At 34.2% G+C, this 24,098-nt stretch carries 22 protein-coding genes; 11 read left to right on the top strand and 11 right to left on the bottom strand.

The window, feature by feature from the left end; genetic code table 11:
* Positions 1 to 162: 162 nt before the first annotated feature.
* Complete coding sequence (locus BW942_RS04040) at positions 163 to 1,836, bottom strand: P83/100 family protein (RefSeq protein ID WP_000488503.1); 1,674 nt, start codon at positions 1,834 to 1,836, stop codon at positions 163 to 165.
* A gap of 159 nt (positions 1,837 to 1,995) precedes the next feature.
* Here BW942_RS04040 and serC point away from each other — a divergent pair, with 159 nt between their 5' ends.
* From serC to BW942_RS04020, 4 genes are all read left to right on the top strand, one after another.
* A complete protein-coding gene (serC, locus tag BW942_RS04035; RefSeq protein ID WP_001973456.1) occupies positions 1,996 to 3,087 on the top strand; it encodes a 3-phosphoserine/phosphohydroxythreonine transaminase in 1,092 nt (363 codons plus the stop codon).
* Complete coding sequence (locus BW942_RS04030; protein WP_000670745.1) at positions 3,087 to 3,686, top strand: hypothetical protein; 600 nt, start codon at positions 3,087 to 3,089, stop codon at positions 3,684 to 3,686. Before serC ends, BW942_RS04030 begins: the two co-directional genes overlap by 1 nt.
* A gap of 486 nt (positions 3,687 to 4,172) precedes the next feature.
* The gene (gene rpiB, locus BW942_RS04025) at positions 4,173 to 4,610 is read left to right on the top strand and encodes a ribose 5-phosphate isomerase B (protein WP_000719443.1); all 438 of its coding nucleotides are present in this window, start codon (positions 4,173 to 4,175) and stop codon (positions 4,608 to 4,610) included.
* A 243-nt stretch (positions 4,611 to 4,853) separates the two neighbouring features.
* Positions 4,854 to 6,596, top strand: coding sequence for a LamG-like jellyroll fold domain-containing protein (locus tag BW942_RS04020; protein ID WP_002070138.1), 1,743 nt, complete (start codon positions 4,854 to 4,856; stop codon positions 6,594 to 6,596).
* Here the strand turns inward: BW942_RS04020 and BW942_RS04015 are convergent.
* The 5 genes from BW942_RS04015 to BW942_RS03995 are packed head-to-tail and all read right to left on the bottom strand — an operon-like array spanning position 6,558 to position 10,800.
* Positions 6,558 to 6,974, bottom strand: coding sequence for a hypothetical protein (locus BW942_RS04015; RefSeq protein ID WP_000878663.1), 417 nt, complete (start codon positions 6,972 to 6,974; stop codon positions 6,558 to 6,560). The genes BW942_RS04020 and BW942_RS04015 overlap by 39 nt on opposite strands.
* Entirely contained in the window at positions 6,971 to 7,159 is a 189-nt protein-coding gene (locus BW942_RS04010; RefSeq protein WP_001140951.1) for a hypothetical protein, read from the bottom strand. The genes BW942_RS04015 and BW942_RS04010 overlap by 4 nt, the downstream gene beginning before the upstream one ends.
* Positions 7,159 to 7,761 carry a hypothetical protein gene (locus BW942_RS04005; RefSeq protein WP_000274050.1) on the bottom strand — a complete coding sequence of 201 codons (603 nt, stop codon included), beginning with the start codon at positions 7,759 to 7,761 and terminating at the stop codon, positions 7,159 to 7,161. Before BW942_RS04005 ends, BW942_RS04010 begins: the two co-directional genes overlap by 1 nt.
* 19 nt (positions 7,762 to 7,780) lie before the next feature.
* On the bottom strand, positions 7,781 to 9,871 hold the full coding sequence (locus tag BW942_RS04000; protein WP_000147223.1) for a hypothetical protein: 2,091 nt from the start codon (positions 9,869 to 9,871) through the stop codon (positions 7,781 to 7,783).
* Positions 9,868 to 10,800, bottom strand: a complete 933-nt coding sequence (locus BW942_RS03995) for a hypothetical protein (protein WP_000141840.1) — start codon at positions 10,798 to 10,800, stop codon at positions 9,868 to 9,870. Before BW942_RS03995 ends, BW942_RS04000 begins: the two co-directional genes overlap by 4 nt.
* A 112-nt stretch (positions 10,801 to 10,912) precedes the next feature.
* On the opposite strand from BW942_RS03995, the gene BW942_RS03990 reads away from it, so the two are divergent.
* Together BW942_RS03990 and BW942_RS03985 are read left to right on the top strand one after the other, a co-directional pair.
* Entirely contained in the window at positions 10,913 to 11,884 is a 972-nt protein-coding gene (locus BW942_RS03990) for a metalloenzyme (RefSeq protein WP_000578515.1), read from the top strand.
* Positions 11,885 to 12,056: 172 nt separating this feature from the next.
* Entirely contained in the window at positions 12,057 to 12,485 is a 429-nt protein-coding gene (locus tag BW942_RS03985; RefSeq protein ID WP_000581000.1) for a pentapeptide repeat-containing protein, read from the top strand.
* Between the two features lie 72 nt (positions 12,486 to 12,557).
* On the opposite strand, the gene BW942_RS03980 is transcribed toward BW942_RS03985, so the two are convergent.
* Both BW942_RS03980 and BW942_RS03975 read right to left on the bottom strand, forming a co-directional pair.
* Entirely contained in the window at positions 12,558 to 13,694 is a 1,137-nt protein-coding gene (locus tag BW942_RS03980; RefSeq protein ID WP_001082055.1) for a tetratricopeptide repeat protein, read from the bottom strand.
* Entirely contained in the window at positions 13,691 to 15,265 is a 1,575-nt protein-coding gene (locus BW942_RS03975; protein WP_000704134.1) for a fibronectin type III domain-containing protein, read from the bottom strand. The genes BW942_RS03980 and BW942_RS03975 overlap by 4 nt, the downstream gene beginning before the upstream one ends.
* Before the next feature lie 329 nt (positions 15,266 to 15,594).
* Here BW942_RS03975 and BW942_RS03965 point away from each other — a divergent pair, with 329 nt between their 5' ends.
* On the top strand, positions 15,595 to 16,257 hold the full coding sequence (locus BW942_RS03965) for a class I SAM-dependent methyltransferase (RefSeq protein ID WP_001973506.1): 663 nt from the start codon (positions 15,595 to 15,597) through the stop codon (positions 16,255 to 16,257).
* Between the two features lie 741 nt (positions 16,258 to 16,998).
* Here BW942_RS03965 and BW942_RS03960 read toward each other — a convergent pair.
* The 3 genes from BW942_RS03960 to BW942_RS03950 form a co-directional block, all read right to left on the bottom strand.
* Complete coding sequence (locus BW942_RS03960) at positions 16,999 to 17,901, bottom strand: WG repeat-containing protein (protein ID WP_000598833.1); 903 nt, start codon at positions 17,899 to 17,901, stop codon at positions 16,999 to 17,001.
* A 76-nt stretch (positions 17,902 to 17,977) separates the two neighbouring features.
* A complete protein-coding gene (locus BW942_RS03955) occupies positions 17,978 to 18,526 on the bottom strand; it encodes a hypothetical protein (protein ID WP_001982375.1) in 549 nt (182 codons plus the stop codon).
* A gap of 506 nt (positions 18,527 to 19,032) precedes the next feature.
* The gene (locus BW942_RS03950) at positions 19,033 to 20,421 is read right to left on the bottom strand and encodes a sugar transferase (RefSeq protein ID WP_000555539.1); all 1,389 of its coding nucleotides are present in this window, start codon (positions 20,419 to 20,421) and stop codon (positions 19,033 to 19,035) included.
* A gap of 78 nt (positions 20,422 to 20,499) precedes the next feature.
* Here BW942_RS03950 and BW942_RS03945 point away from each other — a divergent pair, with 78 nt between their 5' ends.
* The 4 genes from BW942_RS03945 to BW942_RS20770 all read left to right on the top strand — a co-directional run bounded on the left by BW942_RS03945 (position 20,500) and on the right by BW942_RS20770 (position 24,085).
* Entirely contained in the window at positions 20,500 to 21,261 is a 762-nt protein-coding gene (locus tag BW942_RS03945; protein ID WP_000660873.1) for a response regulator transcription factor, read from the top strand.
* On the top strand, positions 21,251 to 23,440 hold the full coding sequence (locus tag BW942_RS03940; RefSeq protein ID WP_001010496.1) for a sensor histidine kinase: 2,190 nt from the start codon (positions 21,251 to 21,253) through the stop codon (positions 23,438 to 23,440). The genes BW942_RS03945 and BW942_RS03940 overlap by 11 nt, the downstream gene beginning before the upstream one ends.
* A 17-nt stretch (positions 23,441 to 23,457) precedes the next feature.
* Complete coding sequence (locus BW942_RS20775; RefSeq protein WP_001068001.1) at positions 23,458 to 23,766, top strand: hypothetical protein; 309 nt, start codon at positions 23,458 to 23,460, stop codon at positions 23,764 to 23,766.
* Positions 23,767 to 23,836: 70 nt separating this feature from the next.
* A complete protein-coding gene (locus BW942_RS20770; protein WP_000270800.1) occupies positions 23,837 to 24,085 on the top strand; it encodes a hypothetical protein in 249 nt (82 codons plus the stop codon).
* Positions 24,086 to 24,098: the final 13 nt, after the last annotated feature.

The following is a 24,098-nucleotide window of genomic DNA, read 5'->3' as shown; positions in this document are numbered from 1 at the left end:
TTACAGGTCTTTATAAAATTGAGTACTTTATATTTCTTTTTCGTAAAACTCTATTATATTATAACGGAGTATTAGTGCTTTATTATATAATTTTGAACAATAGTTTCCCTAAACCCTAAAGAATTATTGCAGTTTTCTTTTAGGGTTTAGGGCGGGTATCGACTAAGGTTTAATTTTTTTAATCAGTTTTAGATCGGCTTTATTAAAAACGGTGATTTGAATATTACCCGAACTTTCTTCCTTGCCGGTAACATAAATTTTTTCTCCATAGAAAGTGACGTTTGAATTTGGGCTAATTTCCTCAGAAGACTTGGCTTGTTTTTTGAGATCCTTACCGAAACGAGAAAGATAATATTTCTCTTCTACTTCTTCAAACGCGTAGATCTCGTCTCCTTTGATGATCATAGGAGATCTCCAAAATATATTGTCTTCTGCGAATAAGACTGGCTTTAAAGTTTCTTGGTCGATTAAAATCAGTTTATGGTTAGAAGAGTGACCGTCTTCGAAGCCAATTACAAGTGCCTTTCCGTCTACGATCTCAAACGTTCTACCACAAATTTTGTTAAAATCTCCTCTGATAATCGTATCGTCTTTTGTGGGATCTAACACCTGTAATTCGTTGTTATAATGTCCTTTATCTAAATACTTTAGAGTTTTTAAGAAAAGAATTTTTCCTCCGACGACGTTCTTATCGAATTCTTCTTTTTTCTTCTCCTCTTCTTTTTTTGTTTCCAATTCTTTTTTAGTATCTGCGAGTTCTTTTTTCAATTCCGCTTCTGATTTTTTGTCATCGGACGCAGACTTATCGCTTCCGGATTTACTACTACTCGAATCGCTTTTAGAATCGGATTTAGAAGAACTGGATGAGCTCGAAGAACTTGAAGAGCTATTATTGTTTTTTCTTTCTTCGTCTTTCTTTACGACTTCCTTTTCTTTTTCCTTTAACTTCTGTTCTTCCTTTTTAACGGCTTCTTTTTCTTTTTGAATTTGTTCTTTTTCTTTTTTCTTTTCTACGATTTGAACTTTATTTTTTACTGGATCTTTATTGAGTTCTTGAAGTTCTTTATCCGTTTTTGTTTCTTTATCGGAAATTTCTTTCTGTTTGTTTTGATTCTCTTCTTTTCTACGTTTTAGTTCTTCTAATTCTTTTTTGTTTTTTTCGTTTTGAAGATCTCCAAACTTATCTTTTTCGGATTGTCCGTCTTTTTTCTTATCCAATTCTTTATTAACTTCGTCTTCCAATTCATCCGTATGAACATCCTTACCTAAAACGTCTTCTACAAGTGGAATCAAAATCTGAGTTTTTCCGGGCCATTCCGAATAACGTTTAGAAATTCCTATGGACTGAGGAGTTACAAACTTAATTACAGAATTGGAATACTTTTTGGAGATATAAGATTTATCTTTTCTATGAATGGCGTTGTAATACAAAATATAGGTGGCAAGTATATCCGAATTTTTATCGTCATAGCCGAAGTTGAGTTTTACAAAACCGGTTAGAATTCTCTGGATAGAATTGATATGACCAAAATCGGAATCTTCTAAAACCGAGATCACATCTGCTCCAAATTTTTTTTCTTCAGGTGCAATTCTGGTTACGCTGATTCCACCTTGTGTATGAGTTTTATCTGGCTCTTTTTTGAGAGATTCTGCAAGTCCGGAACCTACCTTTTCATTGGTTCCTCTAACCTCTTCTCCTGCTCGCGCAGAAGATCGATTAATAAACCGAACTCTTTGAGAAGATCGAATTTCTTTTTCTCCGAGTTTAGAACTTTCCTGAGAAAATAACGATAAAGAAAAACCGAAACATAAAAATACGATCCAGATTCTGAACATTCAAAAATTCTCCTTTTTATCTATCTGAATAAAGAGCCATTTGACCCGGAAATAGATTATCCTCAAGCGCTGTATTGAGACAAGGATTTTTCCCCATCTGTAGTCTCCTTTGTCGTAAGAAAGTTGATTCCCCACCTCCCTTTTGCAACCTTATCCCTTATGTATTTGTTCCAAGAAAGAATCTATAATTTTGGTGCTGGACCCGCGATGTTGCCCAATGAAGTGATGGAGATTGCAGCGGCTGAGTTTTTGAACTATAAGGGTTCCGGAATGTCCGTTATGGAAGTCAGTCATAGAGAACCTCTTTTTGAAGACGTAATTACGGAAGCAGAAATACTTTTGCGTAAACTTTTGAATCTTGGAGAGGATTATTCGATCGCTTTTTTTTCAGGAGGAGCTACGTTACATTTCTCTGCTCTTCCCCTCAATCTTTTGAAAGAAGGAGAAAGTTTCGACGTTGCTCATACTGGAATCTGGACTAAAAAAGCTTGGGAGGAGGGTCTTAAGTTTAATGAAGTTAATGTCATTTATGATTCGACTAACAATCATTTTACGGATGTTCCTGTTCTGACCGATTCTAACCTTTCTGGAAAAGGAAAGTATCTTCATATTACTTCCAACAATACGATCTACGGAACTCAATATCCGGAGATTCCAAAAATCAAACAAATTCCACTGGTAGCCGATATGACGAGCGAACTTCTTTCTCGTAAAATAGACGTTAAAGATTTCGGAGTTATATTTGCTGGTGCTCAAAAAAACATAGGACCTTCAGGGCTCAGTCTTGCAATCATTCGAAACGATTTACTCGGAATTTCAGGAAGAAAAATTCCGATTCTCTTAGATTATTCTGTCATGGTAAAGAATCGATCTCTTTACAATACTCCTTCTACGTATTCTATTTATATCGCCAAGCTTGTATTTGAGTGGCTTTTAAAATTAGGCGGAATCGAAGCGATCGAAAAGGTTAATGAACAAAAAGCAAAACTGATTTACGATTTTATTGATTCTTCTTCCTTGTATGTTTGTCCGGTTCAAAAAAGGGCGCGTTCTAAAATGAATGTAGTATTTTTACTTAAGGATAAAAATTTAGATTCTAAATTTTTAGACGAGGCAGAAAAAAACGGCTTACACGGTTTAGGCGGTCATAGGTTGGTAGGAGGTTTTAGGGCTTCTATCTACAATTCTATGCCTCTCACGGGAGTTCAAAAGTTGGTTTCCTTTATGAAGGATTTTGAATCTAAGATTTGATGAAGTTTTTATCCTTTAAAAAGTTTTTTCTAATTTTGATCCGAGTTTTTACATTAGTCGGAGCTTTGTCCGGAGGCCTCTTAGCTTCGGGATTAAATTTTAATACACAACTTCCGATTAAGGACTGTTTTACGAATGAGACAACTTCTTCTGAGCTTTCAAACTTATATAAATCTACTTTTCCTTTGGAAGAAAAAAAGAGAATTGCAGAAACGATTGCGTATAAAGAAGGAAAGTCCAGATTTCAGTCGATCGTTTGTATTCAGAATAAGAATCTTTCGGAAGAAGATCAGTCTAAACTTTTTATGGATTGGAACCGCCATATTTTCACGTATGCGGAATTGAATTCTTATTATGAAAATTATATTCTTTCGGATGATAAAACTAGGTCTCTCAATTCAATTGAATGGGAACTTCTTACGACCCATCTCAAACAAAAGAAAGAACTTTTAACCAGGTTAAATGACGCTACCGGTTTTGCTCTGAATGGAGAAAAAATTTCCGAAGAAAATTTTTCAATGATCTATCTTTCGTTATTTCTGCTTCAAATTGAATTTTGGGACGCGATGCCTAAAACGTTTCGGGATTCTATTCTTTGAATTGATTTTACTTTTGTAAGACAATGTTCGTTGCAAAATCTATTTTCTAAAACGTGTTTTATTCTTAAAAGTTATGAGAATTCTGGAAGATAAATTTTTTTGATGATTGTTACAAAATGTCGATTCTATGGGGTAATTTGATATTGTTTAGAATGGTAAAGTATCTAAAATTCTAAACGATTATCTCTATAAGTTTACAAGTTGAATACTTTCAATTTTTATTAGAGTTGTTGAAAATTCTATAATGAAGTTTAGCGCAACTGCTTCAATTGTTTGGGTAATACAACGAAAATAGGCGGAGGATTAATTTCTCAATAGCTCTATGATAAAGCCTTATTTGATCATAGAATAAGAATACGACGTTTAACGATAAAATAGATATTTGTAAGAGTTCCTCGGAAACTTTCACTAATATTTACAAACTGGACACGGTCAAAATTATTTGCTTGAAACCTAAATACAGTCGGGACATAACCAATTTAGATCATGAAAAAAATCGGAATTGCCTCTGATCACGGAGGTTTTGAGCTCAAGGAATTTCTCCGCAAGTCTCTTGCAGGAGAATTGGAAATCGTAGACTACGGGACCAAGGATGAAAGTTCTGTGGATTATCCGATTGTTATCTCGGCCGCTTGTAAAAAAGTTCTTTCCAAAGAAGTGGAAGGTTTGATCGCTCTTTGTGGAACTGGAATTGGGGCCTCCATTGCCGCTAATCGTATGAGTGGAATTCGTGCTGCACTTTGCCACGATCAATTTACCGCTGAAATGTCTAAACGTCATAATAACGCGAATGTTCTCGTTTTGGGTGGAAGGATTATTGGTAAAGAGTTGGCTCTTAATATCGTACGTACTTGGATAAATACTTCTTTTGAAGGTGGACGCCATGAAAGAAGGGTCAATCAACTCGAGACTTTAAATTCTTAATAAAAACTGGATGAGATCAATTTTTAAAAAGGTTATTTTAAAACTTCAAAAGAAATCACGATTATGATTTCAAAATACTTAAAAAAATATAGTGATTTTCACAAATTAAGTAGTGTTGCATACAACGTTTTGATGTTTGTAGACCATGTATTCGTTGTTAGCTGCTCTGTTTTACATCAAAATTCTGGTTTTAGTAATAACTCTTATGTCCTAAAACTTTGGAATAAAATCAAAATTGTCTTTTTGTTAACAATTTTATTTTTTTACCCTTTTTCACTTTTTACAGAGACCAAAACTTTTCCGCTAGATGATTTACAAAAAAACGGATTGGAACTTTCCGGAAATAATTCTGAAAATAAAGTTCTAAAACTGCAAACTAAAAATCGAAGTTTCGGTTCCGAACTTTATCTAGATTTTGAATCTGGAAATCCGTCTGATCTAAAGGATGCATCAGGAAATTATAAAATTCTCATGTCCTCTTATTTACCTGATTCAGAAAACGTTTTTCATTCTAAAAGAAGCGCACGTTTTTCGGGTAAAAGGACTGGGATCAAGATTGCACATTCTTATTCAGGTCTCTTGACCTCCAAAGATCTGACAAAAGAATTTTACATTTCTTTTAGTTTTCTTCCTGGAACGGTTGAAAAGGATGCGACTCTAATTTCTAAACTCTATGAAACATCCGGAAATAGTTACGGTTGGGATTTAAAGATCGCGGACGATCGACTCAAAGCAGGTTTTTATTCTTTTTTTGAAACGGAGGAAAAGCGGTTTCTTTCTTTATATCTGACTTCTAACACGACTCTGAAAAAAAATCAATGGAATCGGGTTCTTCTTTATTTCAACCCTAACGATCGAGAAATTGTACTTTATCTCAATGGAAAAGAATCGGCAAGAGCTGCTGTTCCTGCCAGCCAAAATTTGACTCGAATCGGTTTTCATGCTGATGATACTACTTCGTTTCGAATCGCGAGCTCTTATTATGGCTGGATGGAAAATTTTTCTGTTTTTCCAGGAAAACCAAATCCTAGTTCCGAAGACACTTCTTTTCCAGGCCAAAATTTTGATTCGGAAACTCATACTTCCGAATCCAAGTTCGGAATAGGAATTTCTCCTGTCTATAAAAGCAAGTATTCCAGTTCTTTTTTGGAAGAAGTTCAATTGAAGGCCGTAGTTCCGACTTCTTCCGCTTTGGAACTTTATCTGAGAGTGTCTCCAGTTCCGTTTACTCCAAATTCTGAATCCCCCGCCTGGATTGGTGTTGACTTAAGAAAATTAGAAAATTCTAAAATAGATTCTCTTGAACCAGATACCTATAGGATCCCTTTGAAATATTCTCTAAAAAAATTTTTGGGAATTACGGAAGATAAAACGGATCTTCTTCCATTTCGATATTATCAGTGGAGAGTTAAATTTAAATCCGATCCCAGCGGAAATAAAACTCCGGAATTAAAAAATATATCTCTGACCTTTAGAGAAACAAATCCTCCTGTACGTCCTCTCGGTCTAAAAGTTGCTGAAAATGGTGTTGACGATAGCGGCCCGAGTATATGTCTAAATTGGAAATCCAATCCAGAAAAAGATGTTATTAACGGAGGTGGATATTTCATTCATTATGGAATTCATCCGGATCGAATGGTTGGGATTGTTCGAGGAACTTTGGGTGAATCGGGTGAAACGCCTAATAAAAAAAACCGTCCTAAACATCCGGCTTCGGATTATCTAGATCCGATTTCCGGACTTCCTCCCGGAAAAAATTACATTCATATTCAAGAATATTATAATAAACTTTCTACTTGTATAGATAATAGAATCATTTCTTTGAATTCGGAAATCCTTTTGGAAAAAAATCAGCTGTTTTTAAAAAAAGGAACCACTTATTTTTTTAGGATTAGCGCTTATAATAAATTCTATCATTTCCAAAATGGGAAAGATCAGGTTTCCACATTAAGTGATCCCGTTGAAGTTTATTTTTTGAGCGAGTAGTATCTTGATCATTTTTTGGTCTGGAAGATTTTTATCCACTGTGATAAAACCGTCCAAATCTTTTTGGATTGCGATTGATATTTCGTTCCAAACCCATTCTATGTTTCCAAACTCTAGGGATAATTTTTGAGCCAAAGAAAGATTTTCGGCTTTGAAATCCAAAATTTCCAAACAAAGGCGTTTTATCTGACTCCAGATGATTTCTTTTTGGATTGGATCTTTTTCTTTTTCTAACAAGGGAAGGATGGAGATTGTTCCGGTATAAAATAGATGTTGTTCTTTGATCAATCTTTCGATTGATTCTACTACGATCGTTTTTAGATCGGAAGGATCTTGAATGATGATTTCTAATAAAGATTTGGAGAGATAGTATTTCATTTTAATTTTGAGAGAATTTTAAGAGCTTCTAATCTTTCGTAAGAATCGGATCTATATACTTCATTTCGAAAAGATAGACGTAACATTTCTCCCGCAGATAGATTTCTTTTTTCTGCTTCTTTTTTAAGAAGTTCTAATTCTTCTTCTGTCATTAAAAGTTGAAATCGTTTATCTACTTTCGCCATCAGTTTTCTTCTCTCATTTCTTTATCGTTTTTCAGATATGCTCTAAAATAAATTTCTGCGTCCTTTAATTGACCTAGAGTTTGATAGATACATGCGATATTGTAATTTGCTTCGTTAAGTCGGAAATCGTATTTAAAAGATTTCTTAAAGATCTGAATCGCTCGGTCTTCTCTTCCAGCATACCATTCTGACATGGCCCAAAGAAAATGCCATTTGCCTAGATCCGGATCTCTAGGAGTTGCTTGAGAAAGATATTTTAAGACTTCTTCAAACGTTTTTGCTGCTAGTAAATAATTTGTTTTGATTTTCTTTAATTTTTCTGTTCTAGAAAAAATTTCCTCCGAGTGTTCGGGAATTTCCAAATCTTTTCGATAGAATAAGGCTCTTGCATACCAAAGTTTAACGGTCAAATCCGCTGGATTTTTTTCCACGAACTTTTCTAGATAAGGAATTGATTCGGTTTCTTCTCGAGCTTCGTTCATCTTGAGAATTTTTTCTTTGACAGACTTGTTCCATTCTTTTCGATTTTCCTCGGTTGCGAAAAGAGAAGAGATACAAAATACAAAATACAAAAACCAAATTAATAAGCGAACAAAATACATGATAAAATTGGAATGAACCTTAAAGATATATGAATAGGTTTTTTCCGTTTTCAGGATATATGTCTTCTACAAAATCGTAGGGATTTCCAGTTTGATCTATTAAAGAACGAATTTGTTTTTCCAAATTTTTTCTAGTATATAAACCAAAGGCACCAACTCCGATTCCGAAACATATATCTTCTGGACCGATAATTTCAGAAATTTGAGACATTGTTTTTTTGCGAAGGGATTCGAGAGTTTTAAAATTTTTTCCATGAAATTCAATTTTAAAGGATCTAGTCAGTCCTCTTTCTCCGTCTGTCGCAATTCTCATTAAATGAACTCGGGAAGAAACTACGTCTCGCTTGTCTCTGAATAGTTCCCCTAAAATTTTTCGATCGTATTCTTCGAACGCGGGAATTACTGGTTCCAAAGAATGAAAGATTAAATTTTCTATTTCCTGAGCGTTTTCTTTTGTTAGTGGGTCTTTGAAAAATAGAAAAAATCGAAATGGGATTCCAAAATTGGACAATGGAATTGTAAGGATAGACGTACAAATTTCAAGATCGATCGGATCGAACTTTTTTCTGAAAAAACGATCCATTTTTCTTTCATCCGTAATTTCTATAATGGAATAGGTTCCGGATTCTTTTCCTATATATTGGTCATCGTATAAAAAAATCATGTTTCCAGACGTACGTTCCCTAAGCCCTTGGGTTACAAATGGGCTATAACTTCCGTTTCTTCTGTCGTAGTAATGAATTGCAAATCCATAAAGTTTTAGATCTAAAAATACGGATATATAGTATTTTAAAATAAATGAATATTCTGATTCTAATCCATAACGAAGTTCATCCAATACTTCCAATATTTTTCTTCGTTCTCTGATCGGAAGAGTATTTAACCATTTCATATAACCGGGACCTAATTCCGTATGATTCGTAGAAATTGGTTCTGGTTCGATCTCTTGTTTGGCGATTTGTATATCCGGTTTTTCGCGAATAGGTTCGTTCACCTTGGAAATCAAGTCTTGCAATTCGGGAGTAAAAATTTCGGAACGTTTCTTTTCTATTTCTGGAGCTATCGGTTCGGGCTCTTTAAATTTTTCAGGATCTCTTAAAAAAGCTGGAGAAACGTAACCTTCTCTTTTCAATTCGAATGGTAAAACGAAAATGGAGGGACCATCTTCTTGTTTTACTTCTTTCATTGGGATCGGAACGTTTTGTAGGTCGAAATCTACTTCTTCGGAAGTTAAAGTCTGTATTTCTTCTACTTCACTTTTCTGAGCAGATTCTATTGCTTTTTGTTTAGCGGTTTGAAGTGCATCGATTCTTTTAGAAATCTGACCAATGATTTCTTGAATTTCTTTTCCTTCCTTATGAGTGAAAAAATTCCGTTTGATTCTTAAGATTCGAATCATGAAATCGATCAAGAATAGTAGGATTAAAAACCCTGATAGAAATAAGAAAAAAAGTCCGTCGTTTCCGGGTTTTAAAATGAGAATTCCTTTTAAAAATCCGTATGAGTTTTCGGGTGTCGCGTAATAATATCCGATAAACGGAGAAGAACCGATTTCAATCCGATTGACGGCATTTTCGGACCGGCTCAATTCTTCTATCAATAGGAAAGAGATTCTTCCTTTGTTAAAACCTCCCGGCTCCGCATATCCTCCAAATTTTAAATCCGGAATTAACATAGATTCTACACCTGAAAAAGAGACTCTAAATAAATCCTCCCTGAGTTCTGCGAGAATCAATTTCTTTTTTTCAGGATGGGGAAGACAAAACACCAAGGATGGTTTTAAAAAAAATAAACGGCTGGTTCCATCTTTTAAGGTTTCTTTAAGTAGTTTTCCTTCTGGGTCTTTGCGGGAGGATAGATCGGATTCGGTTACAAATTTTAAACCGGAAACGATCGGGAATTCCAACTGTAAATTTTCTAATTCCGAAATTGAATTGATTTGTCCTAGTCCAGTCTCAAGATGGCGGAGTTCTTCGTTTAGATTAGTAAAAGCAGAATTCATTCTGTTTTTATAATATATTCCATCAGGAAAATACGGTATAAATCTATAATAAAAAAAAGAAAGGACCGATAAAATTAAAATAGCAATTCTTAACTTGAGTCCGGTCATGATAAATCCCTTTTTAAAAGTTGTATGATCCTAAGAAAGACGTCCCTCATTTTGAGAACTTTTTCTTTGTGATCGAATTCTTTTTCTACTATGATGGAATGTACCAAAGTAGAAGATAAAATTCCCAAACCGCAGGCTCCGAGTAGGAAAGACAAAAAACTAAATATGAGAATCAATTGTTTGATTCTGGAACCTTTATCATAAGAAAGAAAAATGATATGATTTCCGATTTTATTTTTTTCCCAAAGCGGACGTTCCTTCCAGTTGATAGTTGGTTTATTGAATTCTGCTAATATTTCTTCTAGGTTATCCGGATAGTTTAGGGATCTTAAATCGTTAGAACCGATTAAAGAATCGTGTCCTATTTTTTCAGATTCGAAAATCCAATAGATCTGTTTTTCCCTGATATTAAAAGGAATAGATACGTGTGTTCCCAAAGTAAAACCATTCATCCAGAGAAACCATTCTCCATTTTTGCTTCGATAGATTGGGATTCCCATTGAATCGAAATTGATCCCGGAAGGCGAAATTTTCAGATCTCCTAAACGAAGATCTTTATTAAAAATCTCTTTTGTAGATTCGCTGGAATAGACTAAATGATAAGAGGAATCGTATATTTTGATTGATCTGAGTTCTAAATTTTTAAGTAAACTTTCGCCGAGTTCTTTGGCTTGTTTAGGTAAAGAAAAGTTCCGAATTGAATATTCTATTTTGGGTCCTGCTTCAAAAAGAGGGGCTTTTTTAATATCTGACCAAACTTTTAAAAAACTTTCTCGTTTTAAAATTCCTTCATTTCCAGCGGGGTTTAAAGAAAACTCCATAGAAGATTCTTTCCATTCTTTCTTGAAAAAAGGAATGGAAATCGGAATCAGCCCTAATAGAATCAGTGTTAAGGCAAAGGCGATTTTTCTGTAAAGATCGAACGTCACTGTTCTTAGTATCGGTTCTTTGGGTTCAACCGAAAAGTAGAAAACCGAACGGAATTACTGCTTGTCTTAAAACTCAGATCGTCTTTTTACAAAAAGGCAGGAAGCTGTAATTATGATCTTTTATATGTTTATCGATGGGATTGGATTTGGCCCAGATGATCCGGAGACAAATCCTTTTTCCAGATATGCAAAGTCGTTTTTTTTACCACTCGCCGGAAAATCAATTCCGCAAAATGCGCCTTTATCTCTGAAAAATGCGGTCTTTTTAAAAACGGATGCGAGTATGGGAATCAAAGGCCTTCCTCAAAGCGCCACTGGTCAAACTTCTCTTTGGACAGGGATTAACGCTTGTAAGGTGCTTCAAAGACATTTGAGCGGATTTCCTACGTTTACTCTCAAAAAAATTATCAGTAAATATTCGATCATTCGGATTTTAGAAGAACACGGTTTTAAAGCTGATCTTTTAAATTGTTATACTCCTGCGTTTACGGAATACGTCAAAAAAAATCCTCGTCACGTTTCTGCTTCTACTTTGATTCAGATGGCGAGTGATAAACCTCTCAAAGGGATGGATGATCTTCGTCGGGGAAGGGGACTTTATATGGATATTACCCACGAATATCTCAAAGAATTTTCCAGAGGTTATTTAGATGAATCTGATGAATTGTTTCAAGTTCGAGATCCATATCAAACTGGAAAGTCTATTATTCGGAATTGTAAAGAGGATGATTACACTCTTTGTATTTATGAGTTTTTTCTAACGGACAAAATTGGTCATAAGATGAATTGGGAGGCAGCTGAAAAACATATCAGCGAGTTGGAATCTTTTTTGACAGGAATATTAGAAGAGTTGAATCCGGAAGAAGATCAATTAATTGTTACTTCTGATCATGGAAATTTGGAAAATTTGAGCGTGGACGTTCATACTCTTAATCAGGTCCCTACGGTTCTTTATGGAAAATATACTTCTAAAATGGAACAAAAGATTCGTTCGATTGTGGATATTCCTTCCGCGATTTATGATGTTTTAGGAATCGATATTGAACTCAAAGATGAGGAATTTATTAAAAGCGAAGTGACCTAACGTGAGTTAGGTTAAGATTATAAAAGGGAATTCTATGAAATCCAAATACAAAGTTCTTAATATCAATTTTCTTCATAAAATCATCATTTTGGGATGTCAGTTCGTTTTGTAGAGGTTCCCAAAAATTACAGCTTGTCTCAAAATCGTAAAAAGGATGAAAGGTCTATAAAAAATGATTCATGATCTTTCTGTTCAAGAGTTTGTTCAGCTTATTAAAAAAGGGGAAAAGAAATTTACGGGCGTATCTGTTGAGGATTTTAATTTTACACTTAGAAACTATGATTTAGAAGGTGTAGAATTTGAAGATTGTTTTATAAATATTAATTTAGAAAAATGTAATCTTAAAAATGCTAAATTCATTTTTTGTAATCTCAAAACTATATCTGTCCGAGATTGTTCTATCGAGAATTGTTATATTTCCGATTGCCATATCGAATCAATTATAATTACCGGAAAAAACATAGATCAAATTGTATTTGGAACGAATTACGCGTACGGTATGACTTTGAGCCCTGAAAAGTGTCTGATTTATGTACGAAACGAAATTCTTAAAGTACATAAATTTGAACTTACTTTGTATAGTTTAGAAATAGACTTTTGAATCTATTTAAACAATGCGATTTGGTTTTGTGGAGAATTCTAAAAGTTTCGTAGAATTATTGGCAAACGGATCTCAATCCAATTTTTCGGTTTCTAGATCCTCTTTACTTTTTTCTTTATCTTCCTGCTTGTAATGAAGATTATCTTCCACTTGATCCAAGGATTCTTTTTTCCAAGCGCTTGCCTTTCTACCAACGGGAGAATCCGGATATTTATCCGTGGCTTCTTGAAATAAGGCTGCAGCCTTTTCATATTTACCACTTTTAAAATAGATTGTACCTTTGCGAAAAAGAGCCGTTTGATCTAAAGAGCCATCTTGATTTCCTAAAACTCGATTTAGGTATTGAAGAGCGGAATCGGATTTACCAATCGCTTCGTAACTTTCTGCAATATAAAACAAAGCTTGTTCTTCCGCTTTCGAGCTGACGCCCATATCAAGGGCTTTTTTAAAAGTATCGATAGCGCCATAGTACTGTTTACGAACGTAGAGTTGTCTTGCTTTCTCTAAGATACCACTTCTAAACTCGGAACTTACTTTTTCTTTTTCTGGATCAAAGTAGAATCCAGCTTGAGCGTAATCGTCATAAACATCGTAGGCGGACCAATCCTTACCCATTCTGCGTAAAGATTTTCCCCAACGAACTCTGGCTTTTACATTTTCAGGATCTTCCTGGAGGGCGAGGACGTAATTTTTGCGAGAAAGATCATAATTTCCCTTTTTCATATAATAGTCAGCAATTGCAGATAACGCGTTTGAACGAAGTTTAGAATCCGCTGAAATTCTAAGAACCTCTTCTAAATGACCTTTTCCTTCTTCGTCTCGATTGAGTTGTAAAAGAAGATTTCCCATGGAATACGCAACTTTTGAGCGTTCGTCTCTGGAAAGGCCTTCTTTTTGATTTAATTCTCTATAAATCCCCAGCGCTAAAAGACTATCTTGGTTTCTTTCAAGTGCTCTTCCCATATCGTACTTAACACGGAAAGAATGTTCTTCTGGAATCTCTCTGGCGGAAAGTTCAGAGAATATATCCACAGCCTTTTCTGCAGCTTTTGAATTGGTTTGTTTTAAGTATTCCTCGCCTTCTTTAATTTTTTCCAGAACGTTCTTTCGTTTGGAATCTTCGTCTTGAATCGTAGTTTGATACACTGCGGTTAAAAGGCCGGCGCAGATAAATAAAAATCCTGTAATTAATATGATAGAACGGTTCATGGATTTCCTCCGGAGATCCGAGACAGACAGCGCTTCGACCAAAACTCAGAGCGTTCCGTATTGTAAAATTTACTATCTTTATTGATGAAATACTTAAGTGCTTCTTTGTAATTCCCTTTTTTATAGTAAGAGAGTCCAGTGAAAAATTTTGCTTTTCCTTTCATGTACACTGAATTTCCGTTTTTTGCATACGGTTTCAGATCTCGAATCGTGCGGGAGTATTCTTTTTTCCAGTAGGTTTCTCTTAGAATTTTATCTAGTTCATCGTTATTCCCGGAAAATTCTTCTTCTTGTTTTGTATCTTTAGAAACTTCTTCACTTTTTTCTTGTTCTTTTTCTGGATCTGAAGCAGATGTTTCTTCCTGATTTTCCTGAGGTGTCTCTTCTGCACTATTTTCTTCTGAGTTTTCGGGTTTCTTGTTTGGAGAGATTGCTATAAAAGATTCATTTTCTACAAGGTTGAACCCTTCTTTGTCCTTATGTTTTACAGTGACTCCAAAATAAACTTTCGCATCCAAGGATTTCATTTTGATCTGGGCTTCGGTATCTGGATGATTGACTTCTCCTAACTTTCGCACATTTCCGCCTAAAAATGTAGCGGTTCCACCGCTTAAAGGTTTTAACGCTTGATAGATTGTATAAACCGTATTTGCGTCTGCCTTTTCAGGGGCCTTCCAAGAGAGTTTTACATTTAGATCGTCCACTTCGGCGGTAAGATCTTTTATGCGCATTTCATCTTCTGAATATTCTGGATTTGTAATATTTTCAGAGCCACCTTTGTTGGGGTTTCCAATGTAAAAGTATCGGATAAAAGATTGTCCGTTGATCAGAGGTAAAACTTCTTTGGCTCCGGAGCGAACGCTTACCCCATAGTAAATCGTCTGAGATTTATTCAAATCTTGATCCAAAAAAGTGGATTCGGGGTGACTGAGTTCGGTGAGTTTTTCTGCTTTTCTCATCAAGGATAAAGAAGACATAGGTTCTGCAGAACGATAAACAGTATAAACAGTCGCGTTTGGGATTGCCTTTTCGTAGGGGGTCCAATTCAATCGAAGGTATTTACCTTCCCTTTTAACTGTTAGATCGATAACCCTTGCGTCGTCTGGGATTTCCGGGATTTTGTTTTCCGTTGGAGTTAACGCGTGTTCGATGACGACCGGAATTGTAGTGAAGTTTCTCCCTGGAATTAGTTTGACTGTACCATTTTTAACTCTATGAGCCAAAATGACCGCGTAATAATAAGTTCCTGGTTTGAGGTTGTAGTCAAAGATTTGAGTTACCCCTCCGGCAATCCCGCTTGGATATTTTCCCAAGGAATCTGCAACCATACATTTTTCAGGGGTGTCGATCATAGAAGAGGAACGGGCGACTATAATTTCTCCGGTTTCTTTTGGAGCGTCCCAAAAGATCCTGACTGAATTCTCATCCTTTTTTAAAATTTCTGCATGAATGGAATTTGCGATACTATAGTTTTCTACCTGATTTTGATTGAATGTGTGGTCCTGAGCTCCCGGAAAGGAAACGAGTATCATCAAAGAAAATAATAGCAATATCCGGGTACTAATTTTCATAAGATCAACGTCTTTGGTCTAAATATCGGCAATCCGACCCTTGTTATTTAACACCAAATCGAAGTAGGTAATAATGACTTAAAACGAATTATCACCAGGAAGGGTTTAGATTCTATTTTAGAAATTAAAGTTTCTTGCGTGAAGTGAATGAAACTAGTTTCGATTTTATCGAAGAAGAGAAATTCTTTTGTTAAAATGTGGGAACTCACACATATCTTGAATTTTGTAGAAGAAACGTAAACTTCATTGTAAGTTGTGGAAACTATCACAATAAAGATTTCCGATTTGACATTTCTGAAAGAATCAATAGACATAATCCCAATAGGAAAATGAGCGATCTAGATTATTACGAAAACCCTGAGTATCAGAATTTTCTGATTTCCAGTAAACGTAGAGAACTCACACCACCTGAAATCGTATTTAAACACTTCAACTTGAAAGAAGTCATGAACCTAGTAGATTTTGGAATGGGACTGGGCTATTTTACCTTGGAACTCAAAAAACAACTACCTAAGGACGCTTGGCTTTGGGGAGCGGATTATCAGCAGGATTTACTGGATGAAGTGCTTCATTGGAAAAATAGAGAAGAGATTTCAAACTTTACACCGTTCTTCATTGAAAAGTCGGATCATCCATTGTTACCAGAATGGATACCGGCACCTGATGCAGTATTTGCATCTTTAGTTTTATCCACGTTTCCAGATCCGGGGCTTGCTATGGACGGACTTATACGTTCCATAAAAAAAGGAGGCAAACTGATCGTATTAGATTGGATGAAAAATGAATATTCGATCGGACCAAAAATCAACGATAAGATTTCCTTAGACAAAATGAAATTCTTAGCTGAGCTTTATCATTTAGACATAGTAAAAAATGTAAGAATTTCGGAACACGTATACGGACTTGAAGTTGTAGCGGGAAAAAATTTTGAATATAGTTTTTACGATCTCAGAGAAGAAGAGGATACAACGGAAGAATTCATCCGATCTTAAAAACAAATTTATGATTTTAAATTTAAGAAACCTCTCTAAAATCCAAATATAAAATTTAGATTTAATCGTAAAAACGCTGTTTTGCGATTAAACAAAAAACGAATCTATAAAATAACTTTTCTACAATCTATTTTATAGAATTTTCTTATTAAAAATGGGCGCATGTTTGGCCCGATTTTTACGATAAACAAAAAAGTTAATTAGAAACGACCAAACACCAGGCTCTCAGCTCTGGTCAAGTTATTGAAAAATGATCTGATCAAAAGATAAAAACTTAAAACTCAATAACTTGACCCCGCTTCGATCCTTTGCGCGGGGATTTTTTAGAACAAAAATTAATATAGTTCGTACAAAGAAAGTTTCAAAAAAACTAATATAACATGAGTTGGTGGGGAAAATGAAAGAGAATTTTCTAAAAGTATGAGTTCCTACAATTTTAGAATTTGTTTTTAAAATCGTAATTTGTGGTAGTTCCCACATTATTTTGCAGATAAACCTAAGTTTTATGTGAGTTCCCACACTTGAATACGACAGATTCAATTGTTATAAACGTCTATTTTTTTAAATTGGTAGTTCCTACATTTTAAGGAATCGATCTGTAAAGTTCAGATTTTAACTTTTTTCAGAATCGTGGATTTTTTCACGAACTCACGAAATAATTATTTCTACTGAATTTCAAAACAAAATCGTCTCGCTTCTATGGTCGCTCGACGGATCAATGAATAGAAATATTATAAATGACTAATATTCAGTTTTGTTCGATTCTTGGGGAATTTTTTTTAAACATTCGGAAAAATTAATAAATCCCCATTTGCCTCGAACTTTAATCCTTACCATTTGATTAGAAGAAATAGAACCCGCTTCTTCAAATTGGGGTTTGATAACGATCGAATGTTTTGGATCCATATAACCCCATTTTTTTTCTATTAGAATCGGAATCAGATCTTTAGAAAAAGAAAAAAAATCTTTAAATTGAGGAGTTGTCGTTTGGTTACCGTTCTTATCGATATAAAAATCGATTCTATTTTTAGTTACTGCTGCAATACCACCCGAAAAGGAAGCTGGAAATTGGAACTGAGGTTTAATTACGATTTGTCCTGATCTGTTTATAAAACCCCATCGATCTATAATTCTTACCGAAGCTAAACCTTCCGAAAAATCGGATGCAGATTCAAACTGAGGTTGAATTACAATCGATCCGGTTTTGTCGATATATCCGAATTTTTCTCTGAATTTAACAAAAGCTAAACCTTCCGAAAAAAAACCGGAATGTTCAAACTGAGTTTGGATCACAAGATTACCGTTTCGATCTATATATCCGTATGAACCTTGAATTTTAACAAGAGCCAGGTCTTCCGAAAAAGAATACGCTTCGCCAAACTGTGGTTTGATGACAAGTTTTCCTGATTTATCGATATAACCGTATTTTCCTCCTAGTTTTATAAGAGCAAGTCCGTCCACAAAAGAATCTGCTTCTTCAAATTGGACCGCGATTGTAGAAACGTTTGGATTGGTAGATGATAGATAGATCCCGTTTTTTGAAATCCGATTGAATTTAAAGTTCGCGGTGCAGGGATGAATTTCTGCTTTTAGAGATTTGAAAAATCCAAAAACCAAGAATAAAATAAAATAAACTTTTATCATAAATTCTATCGTATTTTTCTAATATAAAATGTAATAATCAAGTTGTAATTTTAGAAGGATCCGTTTTTAACCGAACTTATTTTAAAATGTGCCAAAAATTGTTTTGAATAGGATCATAACCATAGCGGTTTCCGTATTGATCGGATATTTCAATGATTTGAGAATGCTCACTATCACTTTCAACAAAATTTACGTTTTCCCAAATCGGAAGCCAACCTTTTCGAACTTTAAAAACCAGATCCGGAGTACAATTATAATAAATGACGAATAACGTCTTAGGATATTCTCCGATAGGATACTCGGTGATTTTATCTATGTTACATCTGGGATCTTCATTCCCGGCCAAATGGTTTACAATAAAAATGAAAGAAAAATAAAAAAGAACTGGCATAATCAAAGGAATGATTAAACAAATCGTTAGCCATTTGGATAATTTCCAAAAAACTTTTCCAATTTGAAAGATAATATATAAGAGTAATATAATGCTTATTAAAAATAGAAGATAATTGATCCATATGTAGAATTTGTTCCAGGTAGGAATGAAATGCAAAAAGCGTAATATTATCATTAGAAAGAGAAAAAATACAGCCAGAATGAAGGCTATTTTCATTTTGTGATCTTTCATGCATACCTCGAAAAAACGTTTTCGTTTGTCCACGCAGAGTTTTTTCGAATCAAGTAGAAAGAAATCGAAAAATTATTTTATAAATTTAAAATTTCATAATAGAGTTGTTGAAAAATTTCCTAGTTCCGATTAACAAAACTGCTTCAATTGCCCATTTCCATAAAATAGAAACAAATGGAGAATTAATTTTTCAACAATTCTAATTTACAAATCCAAATTTTGATTTTACAAAAATTCTCAATTCAATTTCCAAATTTAGAACTTGTTCCCAAACCCAAATAATTTGTGTGAAAATTCTTTAGAAATTTTTAATAAATTAGAATAGTTTCTACAGAAACGTCACATTTGGTGATTTACGAACTTTTACTACTCGGACGCATAAAAATAATACTACTATGATTATTTCAAAAATTAGAATATATGATCTTCTTTAAAAACGGCTAACAATTCCAGATTAGATTCAATTTTTGAGGGTTTCCGCATTTTTGTAGAATTGACGGTTAATTTCAGATACCATTTTCATGCGTAGAGTAGTAAGTAGTTTGAATATCATTTAAATTTTCGTATAGGTTCCTATATTTTGAGGTATGGGAATAAAACTCTAAACCTTCCGTGATAAAGTCCTCTGTGGCTTTCGCAATCTCTTGAAATTTCAGAAAAGTTTTCCAATTAGAAATTCCTAATATACAAAAAGTTTTTCTATGATCTAAAATCACTGCGACACAAGCAGCGAATGCGACGAATCTCCATAACAATCTAAAAACGAATTTACTGAAAAAATTTCTGACCTGAGTTCTGAAAAAATCTCCGTGAAATCTAAGATGTTTCTCTTCGTCTTTTACAATTTCAAGTAAGGCAGATTTTATAAATCCGTTTGGAATTTTTTCAGAAAGTTTTTTATAAAAACAAATTCCTACAACTTCCGCAGCAAGAAGAACCATTAACTTCAAGCGGATTCCGAGTAATCTTCTACCAAAATGAAATAACTTTTCCGTCCAATTGGATTTGATCAATTCTCCTTTGAGAGCTCGAATACATTCTCCTAAAATTCTGGCGTGTCTACCTTCCTCTTTTACAAAAAGTTTTAACGCTTCTTTATAAAAATCGTCAATTCCGAAAAGAATTGTTTTGTCTATTTCTTTTGCGATTCTACCTTCCCCAGATTCACCTAACTGGAATATAGCGAGCGAGTAAGCGATTGACCGCATTTCATTTGAGTTAAGTTCTAAAGTTTCGAAATCGATTTTAGGCAAGATACGATTTTCATTTTTTTTAAAATGATTTTTCCAATGTTTCCATTGGATTTTGTTTTTTCTAGTTTTAAGTTTTGATTTGAGCTTTTCTCGGATTCTATTCTTACCAAATAAATTTATGACGAAAGTCAATAGAACGATAAGAATGTTAAGTCCTAGATTTTTTGATTCCAAATAAAAACGATCAAAACAAAAGGAAATACGCGCACCCATACCGGAATACAACTGCGAAAGTCCTGTGATACCAGGAAGAACGGACCAACGCATTTCGTGAAATTTCCCATTCCAATTTAAACGATCTATGTCAAGTTGAGTGAGTGGTCTTGGACCAACAATTCCCATATTTCCGATTAAGATATTCCAAATTTGAGGAAGTTCGTCAATGCCGGTTTTTCTCAACCAATAACCTAGGTTTGTAACTTTTCCATCTTTCATCGTTCTAAATTTAAAAATTAGAAACGGTTTTTTTAAAAGACCGAGTCGTTCCTGAAAAAAGAAAATTGGAAGACCATTGATCAAAAGAATTAAAAAACTTACTCCGATCAAAATTGGAGAGAATAAAATTAAAGCGAGGGTGGATAAAACGATTTCGATGATTCTTTTCATGTTTGAGAATATATAAAAGTTTTTGAAAGAATGCATCCTCTTGAGTGCAAATTATAAAGCACTCAAGTGCTTGACACAGTTTAATAAAGAAACATAGAATCTGGTTTTTTATCTATGAAAGAAAAAGTTTTAAATCTATTGATTGTAGAAGACAATGAAAGGTTGCGAAAGTCCCTTATAGAAGGTATGAAAGAATTCGCAAAACTGAAAATTTCCTATGATTGTGCAAAAGGGGAAGAAGCGATAGACTTTGCATTAAAAAACGAGTTTGATGTATTACTCGCAGATGTAAGGTTAGCTGGAACGTTAAGCGGAATTGAAACCATAGTTGCGATTCGAAAAGAATACCCTAGAAAGCCTGTAGTCATTTACTCCATACAAGACAGTGATGAATATTTTCGTGCCTTTCGCAAAGCCGGAATTTTGAGTCATTACGCATACGTTCGAAAATCGAATTATCTTTTACCTCAGATGATTGTTCCATTGATTGAACTCGCTTACGAAGGTAAAAGTTTTATCGATCCCGAAATAGAAACCAGGATCGTGGAAGTAAAAGATCAAGATGAAAATTCTCCGATGGCAATTTTAGAACCGAATGAAAAGATCGTAGCAAAAATGTTAGGTGAAGGATTAAGTAACGAACAAATTGCAGCTCGTTTAGGTTTTAAAGATAAAAGGACAATTAGTAGGATTAACGGACAAATCTATGCGGCTTGGGATTTAAACGAATCCAATTCCGATGAAAAAGTGGCGAGAACAAGAGCCGCGTTGATCGTAAGAGAAAACCGCTTTTTGCAGTGGGAGGAAGACGGTAACGTATATTACAGAAATGGGTCCGGAGATTGGATTCGATGGGAATCAAATCTTGAACTTTAATCTAGAAATTTTAATTTGCTCCGTTTTTTTCTATTTATCTTCAATTCTTTTTTGGCTCGCGTCTACTACCATAGTCAATTTAGAAAAAAGAAATTTGCCCGCAACTTTTACGATTACGCTTTTAATCGTAGTATCTATGTTATTCGGATTTTTTTCTTGGATCGGAGAATCTGGAATTTTAAAGATTTTGAATTATCCCGCAGTATATTTTTTTCCAGGAATTTTCGGATTGATTCTAATTCCTTTCGGTTGGCTTTTTATAAACGTTTGGTTCTTGGGTTTTTTAAAAGTAAAACAAAATAACGGCGTATCTCAAAACTTTCTGACCGATTTTTGGAAAACCAATGTATTGGGTTTATTTTTTACGAATTTGAACGATCGAAGTATAAAAGCCTATTTTGTCAAAATGGGTTATTATAAATTTTTTATTTTACTTTTATTATCTTCTCAGATTTTTGCGATCATTTTCTTTTTGAACTGGAGTAGTAAGTTTCCTCTCACTTTATCTATATTTAGTTTTTGGAATGTAGTTCCTTTTTCTTTTCGCTTATCTTATCTTTTTTATATACTAATTTGTATTTCCGTTCCGATTATAGGTCTTTTTTCTTTCCGGACTTCAAAAAAAATTCTACCAGAAATTGCTAAAAATAAAGCAGTTCCTTATCTTAAAACAATTTCCTTACTTCTTTTAGGAGTTGTTATACTTGTATTTTTTCTATTTTTAGGTGGAGAAATTGGAATCATAGAGGATCCAGTTCTTAAATTGTTTCTAAATCCGGTTCCTTTTTACGTTTTTTTAATTGGGATACAATTTTTAGTTTCGATCTCTGTTTTAGCGCTGGGACAAGCTTTGATTTCCTATGAAATATTCACGGGAAGAATTTTACCTAAAATTGGTTTAAGACAGGAATGGAAAAAAATCAATTTAGGATTTTTATTGATTACCTTTTTGTATTTTATAATTTCAACTTTAGGTTTTTCTAAAATAGAACTTTTTTTAATCGGATCTTACGTTTATAATGTTTCCAGAACTTTTTTATTGAAAAAGAACAAAGAACTTAGACTTGCGAAAAATTCTATTTTAAATTCTATCATTACAACTGAGAACATTGCTGAAAATGTAATTTCAAGTCCAAAGGAAAAATTACAAAAACCTTTTGAAATACTTTGTTCGGATATTTTAGAAACCTCTTCCGCCTTATTTATCAGTGAAAGTAGAATCCCTTTTGTTGCGGATATGATTTTAACTTATCCGATAGATCTGGAAAAAAATAAAAATATAGATTATAATATATTCAAAAAGAAGAATGTATTTTTTGAAAACGAAGATATAACTTATTTAGAAGAAAATGATATTCCTGATTTTGTTCTTTGTCTCAAAGTATTAAACGATCACTCTGGAGAAGGACTTTTATTTTTAGGTCAAAAAGAAAATGGAGGTTTATATGCGGAAGAAGAAATCGAAACGGCAAAAGCGGCGGCTTCTTGGATACTTTTTTCACTTTTTGTTGAAAGTAATTCTCTTATTTTAAGTTCTTTACAAAAAAAACATATAGAAGAGCAAAGAATTTTTGATTATAAAACGAGACAAATTCTTCACGATGAAATTCTTCCGGAAATACATTCATCAATTCTAATGTTTTCTCAGCTTAAAAATGACAAGATATTTTCGGAACAGATCCAACTTCTTACAAATTTACACAAACGGATTTCTAGCTTTTTAAGAGAACTTCCGGATGCGAGCTTGGAAATACAAAGACTTGGTTTGATAGAAGCTTTAATTCGTTTAACTGGTTCAGAATTTGAAACGTCTTGGTTTGATTGGGATTTTGATTCTGAATTGAAATATAGATTTCCAATCACTAAACCGGAAGCTTTGGAAATTCTTTTTTACGCGTGTCGCGAATCGATTCGAAACGCGGTGAAATATTCGGGCGAGCGAGCAAACGAAAAAATTTCCATCGCATTTTTAGAAAGCGACAAGGACAAAAAAGGGATTTTAATTCGGATCAAAAATAAGATCGAAAACGATAAAACAAACGTCTTGGAATCGGCTGGACAAGGTCTTAGGATCCATAGCGCCTTGTTGAAAATTTTCGGAGGTTATCTTACTTTAGAGTTTTTGAATGCGAATACGGCCTTCGTAGAGATATTTCTTCCCGAAGATAGGATCGATTAAAATTGATAGGAGAACAAATGAACCCATTTACGGAAAAATTTTTAAGACAATTGGATGCGCTTCGCAATCATAAAGAATATTCTGAAATTGAACCGATTGTGACCGACCTGTTAGCGATGAACTCTTTGGAAATAATTCGATCTATGACGGAAGATCTATCGGAAAATTTCAGAAAAATCGAGAATACATATTTATCCCTAGAAAAAAACATTCGTGTGATCCGTTTCTATTGGGCGGGAAAAGAGGTTTTTCCATACATACCAACAACTTCTTGGATTGATTGTTATAGCGGATACGAGCTGCTGGCAGGATTCTCTCCGTTATAAAGGTCATATTGCAGGAAAGTACAGACTCAAGGGTAAATATACGAACGAAAATAATCGAAAAGAAATCAGATTGTACGCATTCCAAGAAGTTCTTCAGAACGTTTTGGAAAATGAAGAGGAGGATGAGGAAAATGTTTCCGAACTTGAAATTTACGAAGATCTGGAAATACTTTTCATTTTAAGAACGCTGGAATGGACGTATGATTCGATAAAAGCGGCATTAGAAAATACAACAATTTTGAAAATGCAATCGACCGCTTTTTTTGTTACGCCGGGACAGGACGAACATTCCATTTTGGTGATGGATTTCAAAGTTTAAAAATCGATTTGTT

The sequence above is a fragment of the Leptospira interrogans genome (assembly GCF_900156205.1).
Classification (GTDB): Bacteria; Spirochaetota; Leptospiria; order Leptospirales; family Leptospiraceae; genus Leptospira; species Leptospira interrogans.
This window is presented reverse-complemented; position numbering and strand designations above follow the sequence as displayed.